We start from the raw sequence: 19,733 nt of genomic DNA on the forward strand, positions 1-19,733 counted from the left end.
ACGCCGGCACACCACCCGCATCGCCTCCGCCAGATCCCCCGCGAACACCTCCCCCAACAGATGCGCCACCACCTCGGTGTCCGTCTCCGAGCGCAGGGTGTGCCCCCGCCCCGCCAACTCCTCCCGGAGCTCGGCGAAGTTCTCGATGATCCCGTTGTGCACCACCGCCACCCGCCCGTGGTCGTCCAGGTGCGGATGCGCGTTCAGGTCCGTCGGACCGCCGTGCGTCGCCCACCGGGTGTGACCGATGCCGACCGTCCCGGCGGGGAGCGGTCGCTCGGCGAGCGCCTTCTCCAGATTGACCAGCTTTCCGGCCCGCTTCTCGGTGGCGAGGGCCCACCGTCCGTCAGGTCGCGGTGTCTGAACCGCCACACCGGCCGAGTCGTAACCGCGGTACTCCAGTCGCCGTAGGCCCTCGACGACCACGTCCATGGCTCCCTGAGAGCCCACATAAGCCACAATTCCGCACATAAGGTCAGCATATGCGCGCCCCCCGTGACCGGCCCTCCGCCGCTCGTGACCGACACCACAGCACCCGCCCGCCCCGGAACGGCCCACAATGGAGCACGTGCTGACCGAACTCTGTACGAGGGGCGCTCCCGCGACGCCCACCCCCTCCCCGTACGTGGATCTGGACCGGGCCGAGTGGAGCGCCCTGCGCGAGCGCACCCCGCTGCCGCTGACGGCCGAAGAGGTCGAGCAGCTCCGAGGCCTGGGCACCGCACTCGACCTGGACGAGGTCCGGGACGTCTACCTGCCGCTGTCCCGGTTGCTGAACCTCTACATCCACGCCACCCACGAGCTGCGCGGCGCCGTCGGTACCTTCCTGGACACCCCGGACACCGAGCGCACCCGCACCCCGTTCGTGATCGGCGTGGCCGGCTCGGTCGCGGTCGGGAAGTCCACCACCGCCCGCCTCCTCCAGGCCCTGCTGGCCCGCTGGCCCGAACACCCCCGGGTCGAGCTGGTCACCACCGACGGCTTCCTGCTCCCCAACGAGGAGCTCCGCCGCCGGGGCCTGATGGCCCGTAAGGGCTTCCCCGAGTCCTACGACCGCCGGGCCCTGATGCGCTTCGTGGCGGACGTGAAGGCCGGCAAGGACCGGGTCACCGCCCCGGTCTACTCGCACCTGGTCTACGACATCGTGCCGGACGAGCGCCTCACCGTGGAGCGCCCCGACATCCTGATCGTCGAGGGCCTCAACGTGCTCCAGCCGGCCCTGCCCGGCACCGACGGCCGCACCCGCCTCGCGGTGGCCGACTACTTCGACTTCTCCATCTACGTGGACGCCCGCACCGACGACATCGAGCGCTGGTACCTGTCCCGCTTCAAGAAGCTCCGGGACACCGCCTTCCAGGACCCGAACTCCTACTTCCGCCGCTTCACCGAGGTCCCGGAGGAGGAGGCGATGGAGTACGGCCGCCAGGTCTGGCGCACCATCAACAAGCCCAACCTGCTGGAGAACGTCCTCCCCACCCGCGGCCGGGCCACCCTGGTCCTCCAGAAGGGCGCCGACCACAAGGTCCGCCGCGCCCTGCTCCGCAAGCTCTGAGCCGCGCCGGCCCCTGAAACGCCCTCAGGCCCCCACCAGAGGTGGGGGCCTGAGCACTGCTCAGCTCCGGGCACTCAGCCCAGGTGCGTCCGCACGGCCTCGGCCAGCCGCTCCGCGACGGCCTTGGACTGCACCTCGTCGGCCGCCTCCACCATCACCCGCACCAGCGGCTCGGTGCCCGAGGGGCGCAGCAGCACCCGCCCGGTGGCGCCCAGCTCGGCCTCGGCGGCCGCGACGGCGGCGATCAGCTCGGCGCTGGTCGACACCCGGCTCTTGTCCACGCCCTTGACGTTGATCAGCACCTGCGGCAGCCGGGTCATCACGGCGGCCAGGTCGGCCAGCGGCTGCTTGGTGGCGGCCACCCGGGCACCGAGCATCAGGCCGGTGAGGGTGCCGTCGCCGGTGGTGGCGTGGTCCAGCAGGATCACGTGGCCGGACTGCTCGCCGCCCAGCGCGAAGCCGTGCTTCTTCATCTCCTCCAGCACGTAGCGGTCGCCGACGGCGGTCTGCACCAGCTCGACGCCCTCGCGCTCCATCGCCAGCTTGAAGCCCAGGTTGGACATCACGGTGGCCACCGCGGTGTTGCGGCGCAGGGTGCCGGCCTCCTTCATGGCCACGGCGAGGATCGCGATGATCTGGTCGCCGTCCACCTCGTTGCCGTCCGCGTCGGCGGCCAGGCAGCGGTCGGCGTCGCCGTCCAGGGCGATGCCCAGGTCGGCCCGGTGCTCCTTCATCGCCACCCGCAGCTTGTCCAGGTGGGTGGAGCCGACGCCGTCGTTGATGTTGAGCCCGTCCGGCTCGGCACCGAGCGTGTAGACCACCTCGGCACCGGCCCGGGCGAAGGCCTCGGGGGCGACCCGGGCGGCCGCGCCGTGGGCGCCGTCGATGACCACCCGCACGCCGTCCAGGCGGTTGGGCAGCACGGCGACCAGGTGGGCCACGTACCGGTCGAAGCCCTCGGTGTACTGGCGGACCCGGCCGACGGCCGCGCCGGTCGGGCGCTTCCAGTTCTCGTCCGTGCCGACCCCGTAGCGGCGGTAGTGCGCCTCGATGGCGTCCTCGATCGCGTCGTCCAGCTTGTGGCCGCCGCGGGCGAGGAACTTGATGCCGTTGTCGGGCATCGCGTTGTGGCTGGCCGACAGCATCACGCCGAAGTCGGCCCCGAGCGCACCGGTGAGGTACGCCACGGCGGGGGTCGGCAGCACGCCGACCCGCAGCACGTCCACGCCGGCGCTGGCCAGCCCGGCGATCACCGCCGCCTCCAGGAACTCCCCGGACGCCCTCGGGTCGCGGCCCACGACCGCCACCGGGCGGTGGCCGGCGAAGGCCCCCGCATCACCGAGCACGTGCGCGGCCGCCACCGAGAGGCCGAGTGCCAGTTCGGCGGTCAGGCCCTCGTTGGCCACACCGCGCACGCCGTCCGTACCGAAGAGTCGTCCCACGTTTTCCGTCCTTCGTCACCGTTGCACCGGAATTCTGACAGGCAGAATCTCTCGCGTTCACCACCCTCCGCACAGGCGCTCGAACGCGGAAAGCACGACGCCCCGGAGCACACGGGGTGCTCCGGGGCGTACAAGCACACCCCGGGGGTGCGGACCATCGAAACGGTACGCCCCCCGGCGGGGATGCTTAGCGCTTGCTGTACTGCGGCGCCTTGCGGGCCTTCTTGAGACCGGCCTTCTTGCGCTCGACGGCGCGGGCGTCACGGGTCAGGAAGCCGGCCTTCTTGAGGGCGCCGCGGTTGTTGTCCACGTCGGCCTCGTTCAGGGCGCGGGCCACGCCGAGGCGCAGCGCGTAGGCCTGACCCGAGACACCGCCACCCGCGATGCGGGCGACGACGTCGTAACGGCCATCGAGCTCGAGGAGCTTGAAGGGCTCGTTCACGGTCTGCTGGTGCACCTTGTTGGGGAAGTAGTTCTCCAGGGTGCGACCGTTGATCTTCCACTTGCCGGTGCCCGGGACGATCCGGACGCGGGCAATGGCCTCCTTGCGACGGCCGAGGCCGGCGCCGGGGATGGCCTCGCCGAAGCGGCCGGCCAGGGACTCGGAGGTGTAGGTCTCCTCCGAGGTGTAGTCGCCCTCGACGTTCTCGTCGAAGTCGACCTCAAGGGTGCTCTCGATGGCAGTCTCGGCCACGATGTTCCTCAGCTTTTCAGTGATGGGGGCTTGGTGGCCGGAATTACTGCGCGACCTGGGTGATCTCGAACGGCACCGGCTGCTGGGCAGCGTGCGGGTGCTGGTCGCCCGAGTAGACCTTCAGCTTCGAGAGCATCTGACGGCCCAGGCTGTTCTTGGGGATCATGCCCTTGATGGCCTTCTCGACGGCCTTCTCCGGGTTGTTCGCCAGGAGGTCGTCGTAGCGGACCGCGCGGAGACCGCCCGGGAAACCGCTGTGGCGGTACGCCATCTTCTGGGTCTTCTTGTTACCCGACAGGTGCACCTTGTCCGCGTTGATGATGATGACGAAGTCACCCGTGTCAACGTGCGGCGCGTAGATCGCCTTGTGCTTGCCCCGGAGGAGGTTGGCGGCCTGGGAGGCCAGGCGGCCGAGCACAACGTCTTGCGCGTCGATGACGTGCCACTGACGCTGGACGTCGCCGGGCTTGGGGCTGTACGTACGCACGGTCGTAGCCTCTGCTTTTCAGTGAGTGAGTCCTGACAGGAGCACCTGGGCGGGGGATCAGCCCGGTTCCACTTGGACGCAATTCAAGGGGAAGCCGCTGGTCATCGGCCTTGGTGTCTCCGGCGTACCGACCTCTCACGTGAGATGGAGCGAGCCAATACGCACAACAAGGGCCCAGCCTACCGGCAGGGTCCGTACGGGTCAAAAACGCTCGGCCTAGCGGTCCCGCTGCACCCGGGTCTCGTCCCAGACCGGCTCCTTGGACTCGTAGACCCGGCCGTCGGAGCCGAAGACCAGGAAGCGGTCGAAGGTCTTGGCGAACCAGCGGTCGTGGGTCACGCACAGCACGGTGCCCTCGAAGGCCTCCAGGCCCTGCTGGAGCGCCTCGGCGCTCTCCAGGTCCAGGTTGTCCGTCGGCTCGTCCAGCAGCAGCGCGGTGACGCCGTCCAGCTCCAGCTTCAGGATCATCAACCGGGCCTGCTGGCCACCGGAGAGCGACTCGAACTTCTGCTCCTCCTGGCGGTCCAGCTCGTACCGGCGCAGCGCCCCCATCGCGGCGCCGCGGCTGAGCGCGTGCTCCTCCTCGATGATCGACCTGACGGTCCGTCCGAGCAGCTCCGGATGGGCGTGGGTCTGCCGGAAGTGCCCCGGCACCACCCGGGCGCCGAGCTTGAACGAGCCGGAGTGCTTCACCGTCTCGTCGCCGGCCAGCAGGCGCAGGAAGTGCGACTTGCCGGAGCCGTTGGAGCCCAGCACGCCGACCCGCTCGCCGTAGAAGACCTCCAGGTCGAAGGGCTTCATCAGGCCGGTGAGCTCCAGCTGCTCGATGGTGAGCGAACGCACACCGGTGCGGCCGCCCTTGAGCCGCATGGTGATGTTCTGCTCGCGCGGCGGCTCCTCCGGCCGGCCCGCCTCCTCGAACTTCTTCAGCCGGGTCTGCGCCGCCGCGTACCGGGTGGCCAGCGCATGGCTGACGGAGGCGGCCTGACGGAGGTTCACCACCAGCTTCTTCAGCTTGGCGTGCTCCTCGTCCCAGCGCCGGCCCAGCTCCTCGAAGCGCTCGAAGCGCTCCTTGCGGGCCTCGTGGAAGGAGTCGAAGCCCCCGCCGTGCACCCAGACCGAGCTTCCGCCGCCACCGAAGCCGGTCTCGACGCTGATGATCTTGTCGGCCGAGCGGGAGAGCAGCTCGCGGTCGTGCGAGATGAAGAGGACGGTCTTCGGGGTGGCCTTGATGGCCTCCTCCAGCCAGCGCTTGCCCGGCACGTCCAGGTAGTTGTCCGGCTCGTCCAGCAGCAGCACCTCCTCGGGGCCGCGAAGCAGCGCCTCCAGCACCAGGCGCTTCTGCTCACCGCCGGAGAGGGTGTTCAGCCCGCGGAACTGTGCCCGGTCGAAGGGCATGCCCAGCGCGGCGGTGGTACAGACGTCCCAGACCGTCTCGTAGTCGTACCCGTCGGCGTCGGCCCAGTCCGAGAGCGCCTGCGCGTACGCCATCTGCGACTTCTCGTCGTCCTGCGCCATCATCGCCAGCTCGGCGGCGTCCACCGCCTTGGCCGCGACAGCGATCCGCGGCGGCGCCACCGACACCAGCAGGTCCCGTACCGAGGCGTCGGCGGGCAGCGCCCCCGGGGTCTCCCGCTGGTCCTCCCGCCCGGTGGTCCCGACGAACTGGCGCATCACGCCCAGCCCGCCGCTCACCGTCACCGAGCCGCCGTGCGGCTGGGTGTCCCCCGCGATCATGCGCAGCAGCGTGGTCTTCCCGGCCCCGTTGGCGCCCACCAGCGCCACCGCGGAGCCCTCGCCGACCCGGAAGGACGCGTCGTCGAACAGCACCCGCCCGTCCGGCAGGTAGTACTCCAGGTGCGAAATCTCGACGTGTCCCATGGCAGGGATTGTGCCGCCTTCCGCCCATACGGCCCAAACGGATTTGGCCACCCCCGGCAGGGCAGCGCCCCAGGGGCGCGAGGAACTGCGCGAGTACGGAAGGCGGCCCAGCGCGAGATCGGGGCAGGCGAGCCAGTTGCAGGTAGTGCCGTTCCCCCGCGCGCAGTTCCTCGCGCCCCTGCGGGGCGCAACCACCTACGCCGCGGGGGCCTCGACACCCGGGAGCGTCCGCATCCGCCGCGCGAGGCGGTTCCGCTCCGCGAGCTGGTCGTCGGCCGGGTAGCCGACCTCCTCCAGCGTCAGCCCGTACGGCCGGACCACGTTCACGGCCGAGTTCCTGACCCGTCCGGCCAGCACCTGCCCCGGGAAGTCCACCGGCCGGTGCCCGTCGCCGACCAGCAGCATCGCCCCGACCAACGACCGCACCATGTTGTGGCAGAAGGCGTCCGCCCGCACCGTCGCCACCGCCAGCGACCCCTCCTGCGAGGCGTAGGAGTCCACCGGCACCCGGTCCCACCGCAGCTCCAGCAGCGTCCGGATGGTCGTCGCACCCTCCCGCTTCTTGCAGTAGGCCGCGAAGTCGTGCTCCCCCAGCAGCAGCCGCGCCGCCTCGTTCATCTTCTCCACGTCCAGCGGCCGGTCGTGCCACAGCACGTGCCCCCGCAGCAGCGGGTCCACCCCGCCCGGGTGGTCGGCGACCCGGTACGCGTACCGCCGCCAGACGGCCGCGAACCGCGCGTCGAAGCCCGACGGCGCCTCCGACACCCGGTAGATCCGCACGTCGCCCGGCAGCCGCCCGGCGAGCCGCCGCAGCAGCTTCTCGCCGTGCTCGGCCCACAGCTCCGCCGGCAGGTCCACGTGCGCGACCTGGCCCCGGGCGTGCACCCCGGCGTCGGTCCGGCCGGCCACCGTGAGCGGGAAGAGGTCCTGACTGCGCGTCACGATCTGCAGCGCGCTCTCGATCTCCTCCTGCACGGTGCGCCGGCCCCGTTGCCGCGCCCAGCCGGAGAACTCGGCGCCCTGGTAGGCCAGGTCGAGCCGGATCCGCACGTACCCGTCCGCCGGGCCGTCCTTGACCGGGGGCTGCTCGGCGCAGTCGTTCACCACGTAAGTACTCCTAGAAAGGGAACGGGCCCGCCCCCCGGTGAAGGGAGCGGGCCCGGACGTCACCTGAGAAGGTGTCAGGCCTTGTCGGCCTCGACCTCGGTGGCCTCGGTCTCCTCGACCGCGGTCTCCTCGGCCTTGGCGTCGGCCTCCTTGACGGCACGCTTGGTGGCCGCCTCGGCCTCGCCGACGGCGGTCTGCGCGACGGTGAGGGCCTCGACCAGCTCGATCACGGCCATCGGCGCGTTGTCACCACGACGACCACCGATCTTGGTGATGCGGGTGTAACCACCGGGGCGGTTCTCGTAGCGGGGGGCGATCTCGGTGAAGAGGGTGTGCAGCACCGACACGTCGGTGATCGTCTTGCGGACGATGCGACGGTTGTGGATGTCGCCCTTCTTCGCCTTGGTGATCAGCTTCTCGGCCAGCGGGCGCATCCGACGGGCCTTGGCCTCGGTCGTGGTGATGCGGCCGTACTGGAACAGCTCCCGGCACAGACCGGCGAGCAGCAGCGGCTCGTGGTGCGGGCCGCCGCCGAGGCGGGCACCCTTCGTGGGACGCGGCATGCGTAACTCCTTGAATCACCGTCACCGGCCGTATCAGGTACCGGAACGGGCGTACGGGCACTGTGCCCGTACGGCTTTCATGAAGCGGAGCGGCCCGGTTGGGGGCCGCCCCGCCACAAATCTCTTAGTACTGCTCGGTCTCCGCGTAACCCGCGTCGTCCAGGTCGTCGGCGCCGAAGGCGTCGGCGGCGGCGGTCGGGTCGAACCCGGGCGGGCTGTCCTTGAGCGCCAGGCCCATGCCGGCCAGCTTCGCCTTGACCTCGTCGATCGACTTCGCACCGAAGTTGCGGATGTCGAGCAGGTCGGCCTCGGAGCGGGCGACGAGCTCACCCACGGTGTGGATGCCCTCGCGCTTGAGGCAGTTGTACGACCGAACGGTGAGCTCGAGCTCCTCGATCGGCAGCGCCAGGTCGGCGGCCAGGGCGGCGTCCGTCGGGGACGGGCCCATGTCGATGCCCTCGGCGTCGATGTTCAGCTCGCGGGCGAGACCGAACAGCTCCACCAGGGTCTTGCCGGCCGAGGCCATGGCGTCACGGGGGCGCATGGCGGGCTTGGTCTCGACGTCGACGATGAGCTTGTCGAAGTCGGTCCGCTGCTCGACACGGGTGGCCTCGACCTTGTAGGTGACCTTCAGCACGGGGCTGTAGATCGAGTCGACCGGGATGCGGCCGATCTCCTGGCCGGAAGCCTTGTTCTGCACGGCGGAGACGTAGCCGCGACCGCGCTCGACGGTCAGCTCCATCTCCAGCTTGCCCTTGCCGTTCAGGGTGGCGAGGACCAGCTCGGGGTTGTGCACCTCGACACCGGCCGGCGGCGCGATGTCGGCGGCGGTGACCACACCCGGACCCTGCTTGCGCAGGTACATCACGACCGGCTCGTCGTGCTCCGAGGAGACGACCAGCTGCTTGATGTTCAGGATGAGGTCGGTGACGTCCTCCTTGACGCCCGGCACGGTGGTGAACTCGTGCAGGACACCGTCGACCCGGATGCTGGTGACAGCGGCGCCGGGGATCGAGGAGAGGAGCGTGCGGCGGAGAGAGTTGCCGAGGGTGTAGCCGAAGCCCGGCTCCAGCGGCTCGATCACGAACCGCGAGCGGAACTCGTCGACGACCTCTTCGGTCAGCGAGGGACGCTGAGCGATCAGCATGTTTTCAGATCCTCCAGTTGGACTCGGCACCCACTATTTGATGCCGAACAGAACCAGCGTACGGGGTCCGGCCTCAGACCGGACCCCGTACGAGGTTTAAAGCACCCAGACTGCCCGAAGGCGCAGCGTCAGACGCGGCGGCGCTTCGGCGGACGGCAGCCGTTGTGCGGGGTGGGGGTGACGTCCTGGATCGAGCCGACCTCGATACCGGCGGCGGACAGCGAACGGATCGCGGTCTCACGGCCGGAACCCGGGCCCTTGACGAAGACGTCGACCTTGCGCATGCCGTGCTCCATCGCGCGACGGGCAGCGGCCTCGGCGGCCATCTGCGCGGCGAACGGGGTGGACTTGCGCGAGCCCTTGAAGCCGACGTGGCCGGCGGAGGCCCAGGAGATCACGTTGCCCTGCGGGTCGGTGATCGAAACGATGGTGTTGTTGAACGTGCTCTTGATGTGCGCGTGGCCGTGAGCGACGTTCTTCTTTTCCTTGCGGCGGATCTTCTTCGCGCCGGCAGCCTGACGACCCTTGGGGGGCATAAGTCTGTTCTCCTACTGAGGTGGTCGGTCCGCTAACCCGCGGGCCGGAGGGATGTCCGGTTAACGGGCGGACTACTTCTTGCCCGGCTTCTTCTTGCCGGCAATCGCGCGACGCGGGCCCTTGCGGGTACGCGCGTTGGTGTGGGTGCGCTGACCGCGGACCGGGAGGCCACGGCGGTGACGCAGACCCTCGTAGCAGCCGATCTCGACCTTGCGGCGGATGTCGGCGGCAACGGCGCGGCGGAGGTCACCCTCGACCTCGAAGTTCGCGTCGATGTACTGGCTCAGCTTGACCAGGTCGTCCTCGGTGATGTCGCGAACGCGGACATCCGGGTTGACGCCGGTCTCGGCGAGCGCGAGCTGCGCGCGGGTGCGGCCGATGCCGTAGACGTAGGTCAGAGCGATCTCGATCCGCTTCTCACGCGGGAGATCAACGCCTGCGAGGCGTGCCATTCAAGGCTCCTGTGGTTCTTTCAGAGGTCTGACGCGCTACCTACTCCGACACCTCTCGGTGTGGGAGCCCCGGCCTCTGAGCCGAGGGTGGCAGTCCGTCCCCGGAGGGGACGGATCGGGTAGCCCGCGTATGACGTTTTTTCGCGTCGCGCGAAGTACTACGAGAAATGCGGGGTGAGGCTGGTCAGCCCTGGCGCTGCTTGTGGCGCAGGTTGTCGCAGATCACCATGACCCGGCCGTGACGGCGGATCACCTTGCACTTGTCGCAGATCTTCTTGACGCTCGGCTTGACCTTCATGGTTCAGGTTCTCCGGGTCTAGATCTGACAGATGCTTGTTACTTGTACCGGTAGACGATCCGGCCTCGAGTCAGGTCATAAGGGCTGAGCTCCACGACGACCCGGTCGTCCGGGAGGATGCGGATGTAGTGCATCCGCATCTTGCCGCTGATGTGCGCGAGGACCTTGTGACCGTTCTGCAGCTCCACCTTGAACATGGCGTTCGGCAGGGACTCGATCACGGTGCCCTCGATCTCAATGGCGCCTTGCTTCTTTGCCATGAACTACGAGATCCACCTTCCGGGGAACGGCTACCGTATGCGGCACGCTCGTGCGAACCTGGGTTCACCCCCGCCCGAGTGGGTAGAGGGCGTGCAGAAGCACGCTACGAGTGAGCCGACGGTCCATCGTACGCCACGGGCCCAGCCACGCCAAAACCGGCTCAGAGGCTGGTGACGACCAGCGGCTCGACGTGCGCGGTGCAGTGCGCACAGCGGCGGGCCGCCTCGGGGATCTCGCTCAGGCACTCCGGGCACGGGCGCTTCGCGGCCTTCGGCTTCTTCGGCAGGTAGCGGGCGGTCGCCTTGGTGACCGGCAGCACCACGCAGAAGTACAGCACCGCGGCGGTCAGCAGGAACGCGATCAGCACGTTCAGGAACTGGCCGTACGGGAAGGTGACCTCCAGCACGGTGAAGCTGTACGAGCGGAAGTCGCCGGCCGCACCGACCACCACGCCGACCAGCGGGGTGAGGAACGCGGCCACGAAGCCGGTCACCACCGCGGTGAAGGCCGAGCCGATGACCACACCGACGGCCATGTCGATCACGTTGCCGCGCATCATGAAGTCGCGGAATCCCTTGAGCACTTGCTCGTCCCCTTTTCAGCGGTTGTCAGCTGCTAAAAATAGGACAAACGGCCTGCAGGACGAAACCTGCAGGCCGTACGTGTGTCGAAGGGCTCAGCCCAGGGGATCCGGGGCCGCCACCACGCCCAGCTTCGCCAGCTCGGCCTTGCCGCCGTCGAAGGCGGTCAGCACCAGCGGGCCCTGCTCGGTGACGGCCACCGAGTGCTCCCAGTGCGAGGCCCAGGTGCCGTCGTTGGTGACGACGGTCCACTCGTCGTCCAGGATCGCGGTGTGGGGGGTGCCGAGCGAGACCATCGGCTCGATCGCCAGCACGGTGCCCGGGATCAGCTTGGGGCCCTTGCCCCGGCCGGCCACGTAGTTCAGCACGTGCGGCTCCATGTGCATCGCGGTGCCGATGCCGTGGCCGCCGTAGCCCTCGGTGATGCCCCACTTGCCCTTGGGCGGGAGCGGCTGGCGGCGGACGAAGCCCTCGATCGCCCGGGAGACGTCGACCAGGCGGTTGCCCTTCTTCATCTGGGCGATGCCGGCCCACATCGAGCCCTCGGTCACCTTGGAGAGCAGCTCGTTCTGCGGGGCGGTCTCCCCCACCGCGACGGTGATCGCCGCGTCGCCGTGCCAGCCGTCGACGATCGCGCCGCAGTCGATCGAGATGATGTCGCCCTCCTGGAGGACCCGCTCGCCGGGGATGCCGTGCACGACCTCCTCGTTGACGGAGGCGCAGATCACGCCGGGGAACCACAGACCGCCGTGGTGCGCGCGGAAGTTGGAGGTCGCACCGTGGCCGGTGATCACCTTGTCCGCGATGTCGTTCAGCTCCTGGGTGGTGATCCCCGGGGCCACCGCCTCCCGGCAGGCCTTCAGCGCCTCGGCCACGACCAGCCCGGCCACGCGCATCTTGGCGATCTGCTCGGGGGTCTTGATCTCCACCATCTGGGTTCCACGCCTTCCGTCCGTACTACAGCTACTCACCTACGGTACGACGCGACGACGGCCGGGAAGTCCACGAGGGGCTTCCCGGCCGTCGTCGTCAGACCGTCAGGCGTTCTTCTTCAGTGCGCCGACCGCGCGCTCGGTGACCTCGTCGACCTTGCCCAGCGCCGAGATGGTGACCAGCAGACCCTGGTCCGCGTAGTAGCCGATGATCGGCTCGGTCTTGGTGTGGTACTCCTCCAGGCGGACCCGGACGGCCTCTTCGGTATCGTCCGAGCGCTGGTACAGCTCGCCGCCGCACTCGTCGCAGACGCCCTCGGCCTTCGGCGGGTTGTAGACCACGTGGAAGACGTGGGCGCCGTTGTTGCGGCAGAGCCGGCGACCGGCGATCCGCTTCACGACCTCGTCCTCGGGGACCTCCAGGTCCAGCACGCCGTCCAGGGCGATGCCGGCCTCGGCCAGGATCTCGTCCAGGGCCTTGGCCTGGCCGAGGTTCCGCGGGAAGCCGTCCAGCAGGAAGCCGTTGGCGGCGTCGTCCTGGAGCATGCGGTCCTTGGCCATCCCGATGGTGACCTCATCCGGTACCAGGCGACCCGCGTCCATGTACGCCTTCGCCTCGAGCCCCAACGGGGTGCCCTGGCTGATGTTGGCGCGGAACAGGTCTCCGGTGGAGATGTGGGGAATGGACAGGGTCTTGGCCAGGACGTGCGCCTGAGTACCCTTCCCGGCCCCGGGAGGTCCGACGAGGACGATACGCATCAGCGGAGGAACCCTTCGTAATTACGCTGCTGGAGCTGGCTCTCGATCTGCTTCACAGTTTCGAGTCCGACACCGACGACGATGAGCACACTGGTGCCACCGAACGGGAAGTTTTGGTTCGCGTTGAAGGCGACCAGGGCGATCATCGGGATCAACGCGATCAGGCCCAGGTAGAGCGACCCCGGCCACGTGATACGGGTCAGCACGTAGTTAAGGTACTCGGCCGTCGGTCGGCCGGCCCGGATGCCCGGGATGAACCCACCATACTTCTTCATGTTGTCGGCAACTTCTTCGGGGTTGAAGGAGATGGCGACGTAGAAGAACGCGAAGAACACGATCAGCACGAAGTAGGTGGCCATGTAGATCGGGTGGTCACCGCGGACGAAGTTGGTGTTGATCCACTGCGCCCAGCCGGCCTGGCTGTTCGTCAACTGCGCCACCAGCGCCGGGATGTACAGCAGCGAGGAGGCGAAGATGACCGGGATGACACCCGCCTGGTTGACCTTCAGCGGGATGTAGGTCGAGGTGCCGCCGAAGGCGCGGCGGCCGATCATGCGCTTGGCGTACTGGACCGGGATCCGGCGCTGCGCCTGCTCGACGAAGATGACCAGGATCACGACGACGACGCCGATCGCGATCACGCTGAAGAACTCGACCCAGCCGCCACCGATCTTGCCGGAGAGCTTGATCGCCCACATCGAGCCCGGGAAGCCGGAGGCGATGGAGGTGAAGATCAGGATGGACATGCCGTTGCCGATGCCGCGGTCGGTGATCAGCTCACCGAGCCACATGACCACGGTGGTGCCCGCGGTCATGGTGATCACCATGGAGGCGATGCGGAAGATCGACTGGTCCGGCACCACCTGGTTGGCGAGCGAGCAGCCCGAGAACAGGGCGCCGCTGGAGGCCGTCGCGACGATGCCGGTGCCCTGGAGCACGGCGAGCGCGATGGTCAGGTAGCGGGTGTACTGGGTGATCTTCGCGGTGCCGGCCTGGCCCTCCTTCTTCAGCGCCTCGAGCCGCGGGATGACCACGGTGAGGAGCTGGAGGATGATGCTGGCCGTGATGTACGGCATGATGCCGAGCGCGAAGATCGTCAGCTGGAGCAGCGCGCCACCGCTGAAGAGGTTCACCAGGCCGAACAGACCACTCTGCGACTGGTCCTTCAGACACTGGTTGACCGCGACGAAGTCGACGCCCGGTACGGGAACGTGGGCGCCCAGCCGGAACAGCACCATGATGCCCAGCGTGAACAGCAGCTTCTTGCGCAGGTCGGGCGTCTGGAACGCCCGCGCGAACGCACTGAGCACGGTGCCTCCTGCGCCTCCCGCACGTCGTCGGCGGAAGGGTCGGTCCTGAATGGGTGTGTGGGGATTGCAGCCCCCGTGGGCCCCGGGTTTCTCCGGACGGCACAGGCAAGCCTGGGCGCAGCCTACAAGGGAACTCCACGGACTCTAACAGTGCTCGGCCACCCGAAAGAAGCGCGTACCACCCCTCCCCCACGCACGGGGGACGGGATGCCCGTTTTGACACACAAAAGTCAGCGGAAAATCGGCCGGGAAAGCACGGAACCCCGCCCCTCCCGAAGGAGGAACGGGGTTCCGAGGAACGTCAGCGGGCTCAGATGAGCTCGGTGACCGAACCGCCGGCGGCGGTGATCTTCTCGGCGGCGGAGCCGGAGACGGCGTCGACCGTCACCTGCAGCGCGACCGCGATGTCGCCCTGGCCGAGGACCTTGACGAGCTCGTTCTTGCGAACGGCGCCCTTCGCGATCAGGTCGGCCACGGTGACCTCGCCACCGTTCGGGTAGAGCTCGGCCAGCTTGTCCAGGTTCACGACCTGGAACTGCTTGTGGGCCGGGTTCTTGAAGCCCTTCAGCTTCGGCAGGCGCATGTGGAGGGGCATCTGGCCACCCTCGAAGCGCTGCGGAACCTGGTAGCGGGCCTTGGTGCCCTTGGTACCACGACCTGCGGTCTTACCCTTGGAACCCTCACCACGACCGACGCGGATCTTGTCGGTCTTGGCACCGGGGGCCGGGCGCAGGTTGTGGATCTTGATCGGCGAGTTGTCTGCCATTTCAGTCCACCTCCTCGACCGTGACGAGGTGACGAACGGTGTGGACCATGCCGCGGATCTCCGGGCGGTCCTCCTTCACCACGGTGTCGTTCAGCCGCTTGAGGCCGAGCGAGCGCAGGGTGTCACGGTGGTTCTGCTTGCTGCCGATGTACGACTTGGTCTGAGTGACCTTCAGGCGAGCCATCAGGCGCTCACCGCCGCAGCGGTACCGGCGGCACGGGCGCGCAGCAGCGCGGCCGGGGCCACGTCCTCCAGCGGCAGGCCACGACGGGCCGCGATCTCCTCGGGGCGCACGAGGCCCTTCAGAGCGGCAACCGTGGCGTGCACGATGTTGATGGCGTTGTCCGAGCCGAGCGACTTCGACAGGATGTCGTGAACGCCGGCGCACTCCAGGACGGCACGCACCGGGCCACCGGCGATAACACCGGTACCGGGGGACGCCGGCTTCAGGAGCACGACGCCGGCGGCCTTCTCACCCTGGATCGGGTGCGGGATGGTGCCCTGGATACGGGGGACCTTGAAGAAGTTCTTCTTGGCCTCCTCAACACCCTTGGCGATGGCGGCCGGAACCTCCTTCGCCTTCCCGTAACCGACACCCACGGTGCCGTCACCGTCGCCCACCACGACCAGCGCGGTGAAGCTGAAACGACGACCACCCTTGACAACCTTGGCGACACGGTTGATCGCGACGACGCGCTCGACGTAAGCAGTCTTCTCGACGGCGGGGGCGTTGCCCCGGTCGTCGCGCTTACGGTCACGCCGCTCGCCACCGCCGGTGCCGCCGCCGGCGCCGCTGCCGCGGCGCTGGGGTCCAGCCATTGGTATTACCTCTCTCGTTTACGTCCGTCGACTGGGTCGACGAGCGGCTTAGAAGTCGAGCCCGGCCTCGCGGGCCGCGTCCGCCAGGGCGGCGATGCGGCCGGCGTACCGGTTGCCCGCGCGGTCGAAGACGACCGACTCGATGCCGGCGGCCTTGGCGCGCTCGGCGACCAGGCTCCCGACCTTCTTGGCCAGCTCGGTCTTGTCGCCCTCGTTGCCCTTGATGGACACGTCGAGGGTGGACGCCGACGCCAGGGTGTGACCCTTGGCGTCGTCGATGACCTGGGCGACCATGTGACGGTTCGAGCGCGTCACAACGAGGCGCGGACGCACCTCGGTGCCGACGACGCGCTTGCGAACGCGGATCGCGCGGCGCTTGCGGGCGGCGTTCTTGTAGCCGTTGCCCTTGCCGATCTTGACAGAGACAGTCATGGCTTACTTACCACTCTTTCCGACCTTGCGGCGGATGACCTCGCCCGCGTACTTGACACCCTTGGCCTTGTACGGGTCGGGCTTCCGCAGCTTGCGGATCTTCGCGGCGACCTCGCCGACCTTCTGCTTGTCGGTGCCGTCCACGTGGAACTTGGTGGGCGACTCGACGACGAAGGAGATGCCCTCCGGCGCCTCGACCAGGATCGGGTGGCTGTAGCCGAGCTGGAACTCCATGTCGGAGCCCTTCGCGGCGACACGGTAACCAACACCGCTGATCTCGAGCGACTTGCGGTAGCCCGCGGTCACGCCGGTGATCATGTTCGCCACCAGCGTGCGGGAAAGGCCGTGGAGGGCCTTCGACTGACGCTCGTCGTTCGGGCGGGTGACGAGCAGCGTGCCGTCCTCGCCCTTGCCGATCTCGATCGGCGCGGCGACGACGTGGGTGAGGGTGCCCTTGGGGCCCTTCACCGAGACCGCCTGGCCATCGATGGTGACGTCCACGCCGGCGGGAACCGGGATGGGCAGCCGTCCAATGCGAGACATTGCTGTACCTCCGTTTCCCGAATTACCAGACGTAGGCGAGAACTTCTCCGCCTACGCCCTTCTTGGCAGCCTGCTTGTCCGTGAGGAGACCCGAGGACGTGGAGATGATCGCCACGCCCAGGCCGCCGAGGACCTTCGGCAGGTTGGTGGACTTTGCGTAAACGCGCAGACCCGGCTTGCTGATGCGCTTGATGCCGGCGATGGAGCGCTCACGGTTGGGGCCGAACTTGAGCTCGATGGTCAGCTTCTTGCTGACCTCGCCCTCAACCGGCTCCTCAACCTTGTAGGAGGAGATGTACCCCTCCTGCTGCAGGATCTCGGCGACGTGCGCCTTGAGCTTGCTGGCCGGCATCGCCACGGTGTCGTGGTACGCCGAGTTCGCGTTACGCAGACGCGTGAGCATGTCTGCGATGGGGTCGGTCATGGTCATGATGGCCTCAGGCCTCTCTCGCCGTGGTTTCTCCGCGCCAGGTCCCCCCGACGCACTCGTGGAGTGCGGCGGGGGCACAGACGCAGGGGACCTGCGACGTAGTAAGACTGGGTGCGAGCCCTCTCACAGAGGGTCGCGGACAGCACACAACTGACCGCGACAGGGGGCCCGACCCCACTACCTTACGGGATTCCGTACGGCTCCCCCAAAACGGGGGCGTGTGGGGTCGGGCACTCCTGCTGATTCGCTGGTGCGACTAAGGCTCTGGCTTACCAGGAGCTCTTGGTCACGCCCGGCAGCTCGCCGCGGTGCGCCATCTCACGGAGGCACACACGGCACAGGCCGAACTTGCGGTACACCGAGTGCGGACGGCCGCAGCGCTGGCAGCGGGTGTACGCACGCACGCCGAACTTCGGCTTGCGCTCGGACTTCGCGATGAGGGACTTCTTCGCCATTGGCTCACGCCTCCTTGAACGGGAAGCCCAGAGCGCGCAGGAGCGCCCGGCCCTCGTCGTCGTTCTGAGCGGTGGTCACGACGGTGATGTCCATACCGCGCTGACGGTCGACCTTGTCCTGGTCGATCTCGTGGAACATGACCTGCTCGGTCAGACCGAACGTGTAGTTGCCACGGCCGTCGAACTGCTTCGGCGAGAGGCCGCGGAAGTCACGGATACGCGGCAGGGCCAGCGACACCAGACGGTCCACGAACTCCCACATGCGGTCACCACGGAGGGTGACGTGGGTGCCGATCGGCTGGCCCTCGCGCAGCTTGAACTGCGCGATGGACTTACGGGCCTTCGTCACCGCCGGCTTCTGGCCGGTGATGGCGGTGAGGTCGCGGATCGCGCCCTCGATCAGCTTGCTGTCACGGGCAGCCTCGCCGACACCCATGTTGACCACGACCTTGACCAGGCCGGGGATCAGCATGACGTTCTCGTACTTGAACTGCTCCTGCAGCTGGCCCTTCACCTCGGAGTTGTAACGCTCCTTGAGGCGGGGGGCCACCTTCTCAACAGTCGTCTCAGACATCAGATGTCCTCACCGGTTCGCTTGGCAACGCGGATCTTGTTGCCCTCGTCGTCGAAGCGGTAACCAACGCGGGTGACGACCTTCTTGCCGTCCTTCTCCACGACCAGCTGGACGTTGGAGACGTGAACGGGAGCCTCGACGGTGACAATGCCACCCTGGGTGCCCGGACCCGGCTTGGTGTGCTTCTTGACCCGGTTCACACCCTCGACCAGGACCTTGTTCTCGGCGGGGATGGCCTGGATGACCTTGCCCTGCTTGCCCTTGTCCTTGCCGGTGATGACCTGAACCAGGTCACCCTTCTTGATCTTCATGCTGTTCGCCATGGGTTAGAGCACCTCCGGCGCCAGCGAGATGATCTTCATGAACTTCTTGTCGCGCAGCTCGCGGCCCACCGGGCCGAAGATGCGGGTGCCACGGGGGTCACCATCGGCGTTCTTCAGAACGACGGCGGCGTTCTCGTCGAAGCGGATGTACGAGCCATCCGGACGACGACGCTCCTTGACGGTGCGGACGACGACGCACTTGACGACGTCACCCTTCTTCACCGAACCGCCGGGGATCGCGTCCTTGACGGTGGCGACGATGACGTCCCCGATACCGGCGTAGCGGCGACCGGAGCCACCGAGAACACGGATGCAAAGGATCTCCTTGGCACCGGTGTTGTCGGCGACGCGCAGTCGCGACTCCTGCTGGATCACAGCTTTCTCCTGATCGTCAACGAAGGTCGACGGGCCGGCCGCTGCTCACCCGGTCGTCTTGCGACACCAGGCACATACGGCCGTACCACATCGGCTTCGTTACTTGGCCTTCTCGAGGATCTCGACGACGCGCCAGCGCTTCGTCGCGGACAGCGGGCGGGTCTCCATGAGGAGGACCCGGTCGCCGATGCCGCAGGCGTTCGCCTCGTCGTGCGCCTTCAGCTTGTTCGTACGGCGGATGACCTTGCCGTACAGCGCGTGCTTGACGCGGTCCTCGACGGCGACGACGACGGTCTTGTCCATCTTGTCGCTGACGACGAGACCCTCACGGGTCTTGCGGAAGCTGCGCGTCTCGTTGGTGTTCTCAGTCATCAGGCGTTCTCCACCGTCTCGATGCCCAGCTCGCGCTCGCGCATCAGGGTGTAGATCCGCGCGATGTCCTTACGGACGAGCTTGAGCCGTCCGTGGTTGTCGAGCTGCCCGGTCGCCGCCTGGAAGCGGAGGTTGAACAGCTCCTCCTTCGCCTCACGGAGCTTGGCGACGAGAGCCTCGTTGTCCAGCTCGCGAAGCTCTGCAGCCTTCGTGGCCGACATCAGCTCTCACCGTCCTCGCGCCGGACGATCCGGCACTTCATCGGCAGCTTGTGCGCGGCGCGGGTGAGCGCCTCGCGAGCCACCTTCTCGTTCGGGTACGACAGCTCGAACATGACCCGACCCGGGTGCACGTTCGCGATCCACCACTCCGGCGAACCCTTACCGGAACCCATGCGGGTCTCGGCCGGCTTCTTGGTCAGCGGACGGTCCGGGTAGATGTTGATCCAGACCTTGCCGCCACGGCGGATGTGACGGGTGATCGCGATACGAGCGGACTCGATCTGACGGTTCGTCACGTAGGCCGGGGTGACGGCCTGGATGCCGAACTGGCCGAACGCCAGCTCGGTGCCACCCTTGGCAGCGCCACGGCGCTTCGGGTGGTGCTGCTTGCGGTGCTTGACCCGACGGGGGATCAGCATG

At 68.0% G+C, this 19,733-nt stretch carries 29 protein-coding genes and 1 pseudogene; 1 reads left to right on the top strand and 29 read right to left on the bottom strand.

Going from position 1 to position 19,733, the window contains the following annotated elements; all coding sequences use genetic code 11:
* Nucleotides 1-471 (bottom strand): annotated as a pseudogene (locus tag ACWCYY_RS36085) (glutamine--fructose-6-phosphate transaminase (isomerizing)); the annotation flags it as partial.
* 88 nt (nucleotides 472-559) lie between these two features.
* Here ACWCYY_RS36085 and coaA point away from each other — a divergent pair.
* Nucleotides 560-1,552, top strand: coding sequence for a type I pantothenate kinase (gene coaA / locus ACWCYY_RS36090; RefSeq protein ID WP_396296766.1), 993 nt, complete (start codon nucleotides 560-562; stop codon nucleotides 1,550-1,552).
* 74 nt (nucleotides 1,553-1,626) lie between these two features.
* Here the strand turns inward: coaA and glmM are convergent, their stop codons facing one another.
* The 28 genes from glmM to rplP all read right to left on the bottom strand — a co-directional run bounded on the left by glmM (nucleotide 1,627) and on the right by rplP (nucleotide 19,732).
* Nucleotides 1,627-2,994, bottom strand: a complete 1,368-nt coding sequence (gene glmM / locus ACWCYY_RS36095; RefSeq protein WP_449798469.1) for a phosphoglucosamine mutase — start codon at nucleotides 2,992-2,994, stop codon at nucleotides 1,627-1,629.
* Nucleotides 2,995-3,181: 187 nt separating this feature from the next.
* Nucleotides 3,182-3,688 (bottom strand): 30S ribosomal protein S9, encoded by a 507-nt coding sequence (rpsI, locus tag ACWCYY_RS36100; RefSeq protein WP_345286189.1) that lies wholly within the window; start codon nucleotides 3,686-3,688, stop codon nucleotides 3,182-3,184.
* 43 nt (nucleotides 3,689-3,731) lie between these two features.
* Nucleotides 3,732-4,175 (bottom strand): 50S ribosomal protein L13, encoded by a 444-nt coding sequence (gene rplM, locus ACWCYY_RS36105; RefSeq protein WP_345286191.1) that lies wholly within the window; start codon nucleotides 4,173-4,175, stop codon nucleotides 3,732-3,734.
* Between the two features lie 216 nt (nucleotides 4,176-4,391).
* A complete protein-coding gene (locus ACWCYY_RS36110; protein ID WP_345286193.1) occupies nucleotides 4,392-6,056 on the bottom strand; it encodes an ABC-F family ATP-binding cassette domain-containing protein in 1,665 nt (554 codons plus the stop codon).
* 195 nt (nucleotides 6,057-6,251) lie between these two features.
* Nucleotides 6,252-7,163 carry a tRNA pseudouridine(38-40) synthase TruA gene (truA, locus tag ACWCYY_RS36115; protein WP_449798470.1) on the bottom strand — a complete coding sequence of 304 codons (912 nt, stop codon included), beginning with the start codon at nucleotides 7,161-7,163 and terminating at the stop codon, nucleotides 6,252-6,254.
* Nucleotides 7,164-7,237: 74 nt separating this feature from the next.
* The gene (gene rplQ / locus ACWCYY_RS36120; RefSeq protein ID WP_345286197.1) at nucleotides 7,238-7,726 is read right to left on the bottom strand and encodes a 50S ribosomal protein L17; all 489 of its coding nucleotides are present in this window, start codon (nucleotides 7,724-7,726) and stop codon (nucleotides 7,238-7,240) included.
* 124 nt (nucleotides 7,727-7,850) lie between these two features.
* The gene (locus ACWCYY_RS36125; RefSeq protein WP_030232516.1) at nucleotides 7,851-8,873 is read right to left on the bottom strand and encodes a DNA-directed RNA polymerase subunit alpha; all 1,023 of its coding nucleotides are present in this window, start codon (nucleotides 8,871-8,873) and stop codon (nucleotides 7,851-7,853) included.
* Nucleotides 8,874-9,001: 128 nt separating this feature from the next.
* The gene (gene rpsK, locus ACWCYY_RS36130; protein WP_345286200.1) at nucleotides 9,002-9,409 is read right to left on the bottom strand and encodes a 30S ribosomal protein S11; all 408 of its coding nucleotides are present in this window, start codon (nucleotides 9,407-9,409) and stop codon (nucleotides 9,002-9,004) included.
* A gap of 72 nt (nucleotides 9,410-9,481) precedes the next feature.
* Nucleotides 9,482-9,862: a 30S ribosomal protein S13 gene (gene rpsM / locus ACWCYY_RS36135; protein WP_345286202.1), complete on the bottom strand. Its 381-nt coding sequence runs from the start codon at nucleotides 9,860-9,862 to the stop codon at nucleotides 9,482-9,484.
* Between the two features lie 184 nt (nucleotides 9,863-10,046).
* Nucleotides 10,047-10,160: a 50S ribosomal protein L36 gene (gene rpmJ, locus ACWCYY_RS36140; protein ID WP_003956441.1), complete on the bottom strand. Its 114-nt coding sequence runs from the start codon at nucleotides 10,158-10,160 to the stop codon at nucleotides 10,047-10,049.
* 38 nt (nucleotides 10,161-10,198) lie between these two features.
* Nucleotides 10,199-10,420, bottom strand: coding sequence for a translation initiation factor IF-1 (infA, locus tag ACWCYY_RS36145; RefSeq protein WP_003956442.1), 222 nt, complete (start codon nucleotides 10,418-10,420; stop codon nucleotides 10,199-10,201).
* 161 nt (nucleotides 10,421-10,581) lie between these two features.
* A complete protein-coding gene (gene mscL / locus ACWCYY_RS36150; RefSeq protein WP_345286206.1) occupies nucleotides 10,582-11,004 on the bottom strand; it encodes a large conductance mechanosensitive channel protein MscL in 423 nt (140 codons plus the stop codon).
* Between the two features lie 93 nt (nucleotides 11,005-11,097).
* On the bottom strand, nucleotides 11,098-11,934 hold the full coding sequence (gene map / locus ACWCYY_RS36155; protein ID WP_345286208.1) for a type I methionyl aminopeptidase: 837 nt from the start codon (nucleotides 11,932-11,934) through the stop codon (nucleotides 11,098-11,100).
* Between the two features lie 105 nt (nucleotides 11,935-12,039).
* Nucleotides 12,040-12,693 (bottom strand): adenylate kinase, encoded by a 654-nt coding sequence (locus ACWCYY_RS36160; protein ID WP_345286210.1) that lies wholly within the window; start codon nucleotides 12,691-12,693, stop codon nucleotides 12,040-12,042.
* On the bottom strand, nucleotides 12,693-14,003 hold the full coding sequence (gene secY / locus ACWCYY_RS36165) for a preprotein translocase subunit SecY (RefSeq protein ID WP_345286212.1): 1,311 nt from the start codon (nucleotides 14,001-14,003) through the stop codon (nucleotides 12,693-12,695). Before secY ends, ACWCYY_RS36160 begins: the two co-directional genes overlap by 1 nt.
* A gap of 310 nt (nucleotides 14,004-14,313) precedes the next feature.
* On the bottom strand, nucleotides 14,314-14,769 hold the full coding sequence (gene rplO / locus ACWCYY_RS36170) for a 50S ribosomal protein L15 (RefSeq protein ID WP_345286214.1): 456 nt from the start codon (nucleotides 14,767-14,769) through the stop codon (nucleotides 14,314-14,316).
* A gap of 1 nt (nucleotide 14,770) precedes the next feature.
* Nucleotides 14,771-14,953 (bottom strand): 50S ribosomal protein L30, encoded by a 183-nt coding sequence (rpmD, locus tag ACWCYY_RS36175; RefSeq protein ID WP_014136270.1) that lies wholly within the window; start codon nucleotides 14,951-14,953, stop codon nucleotides 14,771-14,773.
* Nucleotides 14,953-15,588, bottom strand: coding sequence for a 30S ribosomal protein S5 (gene rpsE, locus ACWCYY_RS36180; RefSeq protein ID WP_345286217.1), 636 nt, complete (start codon nucleotides 15,586-15,588; stop codon nucleotides 14,953-14,955). Before rpsE ends, rpmD begins: the two co-directional genes overlap by 1 nt.
* Before the next feature lie 48 nt (nucleotides 15,589-15,636).
* Entirely contained in the window at nucleotides 15,637-16,020 is a 384-nt protein-coding gene (rplR, locus tag ACWCYY_RS36185) for a 50S ribosomal protein L18 (protein ID WP_345286219.1), read from the bottom strand.
* A gap of 3 nt (nucleotides 16,021-16,023) precedes the next feature.
* Complete coding sequence (gene rplF, locus ACWCYY_RS36190) at nucleotides 16,024-16,563, bottom strand: 50S ribosomal protein L6 (protein WP_345286221.1); 540 nt, start codon at nucleotides 16,561-16,563, stop codon at nucleotides 16,024-16,026.
* Nucleotides 16,564-16,585: 22 nt separating this feature from the next.
* Nucleotides 16,586-16,993 (bottom strand): 30S ribosomal protein S8, encoded by a 408-nt coding sequence (rpsH, locus tag ACWCYY_RS36195; protein ID WP_345286223.1) that lies wholly within the window; start codon nucleotides 16,991-16,993, stop codon nucleotides 16,586-16,588.
* A 269-nt stretch (nucleotides 16,994-17,262) separates the two neighbouring features.
* On the bottom strand, nucleotides 17,263-17,448 hold the full coding sequence (locus ACWCYY_RS36200; RefSeq protein WP_030055830.1) for a type Z 30S ribosomal protein S14: 186 nt from the start codon (nucleotides 17,446-17,448) through the stop codon (nucleotides 17,263-17,265).
* A gap of 4 nt (nucleotides 17,449-17,452) precedes the next feature.
* Nucleotides 17,453-18,022 (bottom strand): 50S ribosomal protein L5, encoded by a 570-nt coding sequence (gene rplE, locus ACWCYY_RS36205; RefSeq protein WP_345286227.1) that lies wholly within the window; start codon nucleotides 18,020-18,022, stop codon nucleotides 17,453-17,455.
* Entirely contained in the window at nucleotides 18,022-18,333 is a 312-nt protein-coding gene (gene rplX, locus ACWCYY_RS36210; RefSeq protein WP_345286354.1) for a 50S ribosomal protein L24, read from the bottom strand. Before rplX ends, rplE begins: the two co-directional genes overlap by 1 nt.
* 15 nt (nucleotides 18,334-18,348) lie before the next feature.
* Nucleotides 18,349-18,720: a 50S ribosomal protein L14 gene (gene rplN, locus ACWCYY_RS36215; RefSeq protein ID WP_014136277.1), complete on the bottom strand. Its 372-nt coding sequence runs from the start codon at nucleotides 18,718-18,720 to the stop codon at nucleotides 18,349-18,351.
* A gap of 99 nt (nucleotides 18,721-18,819) precedes the next feature.
* Nucleotides 18,820-19,092, bottom strand: coding sequence for a 30S ribosomal protein S17 (rpsQ, locus tag ACWCYY_RS36220; RefSeq protein ID WP_345286229.1), 273 nt, complete (start codon nucleotides 19,090-19,092; stop codon nucleotides 18,820-18,822).
* On the bottom strand, nucleotides 19,092-19,316 hold the full coding sequence (gene rpmC / locus ACWCYY_RS36225) for a 50S ribosomal protein L29 (protein ID WP_345286356.1): 225 nt from the start codon (nucleotides 19,314-19,316) through the stop codon (nucleotides 19,092-19,094). Before rpmC ends, rpsQ begins: the two co-directional genes overlap by 1 nt.
* The gene (gene rplP, locus ACWCYY_RS36230; RefSeq protein WP_030232476.1) at nucleotides 19,313-19,732 is read right to left on the bottom strand and encodes a 50S ribosomal protein L16; all 420 of its coding nucleotides are present in this window, start codon (nucleotides 19,730-19,732) and stop codon (nucleotides 19,313-19,315) included. The genes rpmC and rplP overlap by 4 nt, the downstream gene beginning before the upstream one ends.
* Nucleotide 19,733 lies beyond the last annotated feature (1 nt).

The organism is Kitasatospora sp. NPDC001664 (assembly GCF_053596675.1).

What these genes read in the sequence shown, in the direction of transcription:
- coaA (WP_396296766.1), top strand. Translation starts at nt 560, where the DNA reads ATGGAGCACGTGCTGACCGAACTCTGTACGAGGGGCGCTCCCGCGACG.
- ACWCYY_RS36110 (WP_345286193.1), bottom strand. Translation starts at nt 6,056, where the DNA reads ATGGGACACGTCGAGATTTCGCACCTGGAGTACTACCTGCCGGACGGG.
- rplQ (WP_345286197.1), bottom strand. Translation starts at nt 7,726, where the DNA reads ATGCCGCGTCCCACGAAGGGTGCCCGCCTCGGCGGCGGCCCGCACCAC.
- ACWCYY_RS36125 (WP_030232516.1), bottom strand. Translation starts at nt 8,873, where the DNA reads ATGCTGATCGCTCAGCGTCCCTCGCTGACCGAAGAGGTCGTCGACGAG.
- rpsK (WP_345286200.1), bottom strand. Translation starts at nt 9,409, where the DNA reads ATGCCCCCCAAGGGTCGTCAGGCTGCCGGCGCGAAGAAGATCCGCCGC.
- rpsM (WP_345286202.1), bottom strand. Translation starts at nt 9,862, where the DNA reads ATGGCACGCCTCGCAGGCGTTGATCTCCCGCGTGAGAAGCGGATCGAG.
- rpmJ (WP_003956441.1), bottom strand. Translation starts at nt 10,160, where the DNA reads ATGAAGGTCAAGCCGAGCGTCAAGAAGATCTGCGACAAGTGCAAGGTG.
- infA (WP_003956442.1), bottom strand. Translation starts at nt 10,420, where the DNA reads ATGGCAAAGAAGCAAGGCGCCATTGAGATCGAGGGCACCGTGATCGAG.
- map (WP_345286208.1), bottom strand. Translation starts at nt 11,934, where the DNA reads ATGGTGGAGATCAAGACCCCCGAGCAGATCGCCAAGATGCGCGTGGCC.
- ACWCYY_RS36160 (WP_345286210.1), bottom strand. Translation starts at nt 12,693, where the DNA reads ATGCGTATCGTCCTCGTCGGACCTCCCGGGGCCGGGAAGGGTACTCAG.
- rplO (WP_345286214.1), bottom strand. Translation starts at nt 14,769, where the DNA reads ATGGCAGACAACTCGCCGATCAAGATCCACAACCTGCGCCCGGCCCCC.
- rpmD (WP_014136270.1), bottom strand. Translation starts at nt 14,953, where the DNA reads ATGGCTCGCCTGAAGGTCACTCAGACCAAGTCGTACATCGGCAGCAAG.
- rpsE (WP_345286217.1), bottom strand. Translation starts at nt 15,588, where the DNA reads ATGGCTGGACCCCAGCGCCGCGGCAGCGGCGCCGGCGGCGGCACCGGC.
- rplR (WP_345286219.1), bottom strand. Translation starts at nt 16,020, where the DNA reads ATGACTGTCTCTGTCAAGATCGGCAAGGGCAACGGCTACAAGAACGCC.
- rplF (WP_345286221.1), bottom strand. Translation starts at nt 16,563, where the DNA reads ATGTCTCGCATTGGACGGCTGCCCATCCCGGTTCCCGCCGGCGTGGAC.
- rpsH (WP_345286223.1), bottom strand. Translation starts at nt 16,993, where the DNA reads ATGACCATGACCGACCCCATCGCAGACATGCTCACGCGTCTGCGTAAC.
- ACWCYY_RS36200 (WP_030055830.1), bottom strand. Translation starts at nt 17,448, where the DNA reads ATGGCGAAGAAGTCCCTCATCGCGAAGTCCGAGCGCAAGCCGAAGTTC.
- rplE (WP_345286227.1), bottom strand. Translation starts at nt 18,022, where the DNA reads ATGTCTGAGACGACTGTTGAGAAGGTGGCCCCCCGCCTCAAGGAGCGT.
- rplX (WP_345286354.1), bottom strand. Translation starts at nt 18,333, where the DNA reads ATGAAGATCAAGAAGGGTGACCTGGTTCAGGTCATCACCGGCAAGGAC.
- rpsQ (WP_345286229.1), bottom strand. Translation starts at nt 19,092, where the DNA reads ATGACTGAGAACACCAACGAGACGCGCAGCTTCCGCAAGACCCGTGAG.
- rplP (WP_030232476.1), bottom strand. Translation starts at nt 19,732, where the DNA reads ATGCTGATCCCCCGTCGGGTCAAGCACCGCAAGCAGCACCACCCGAAG.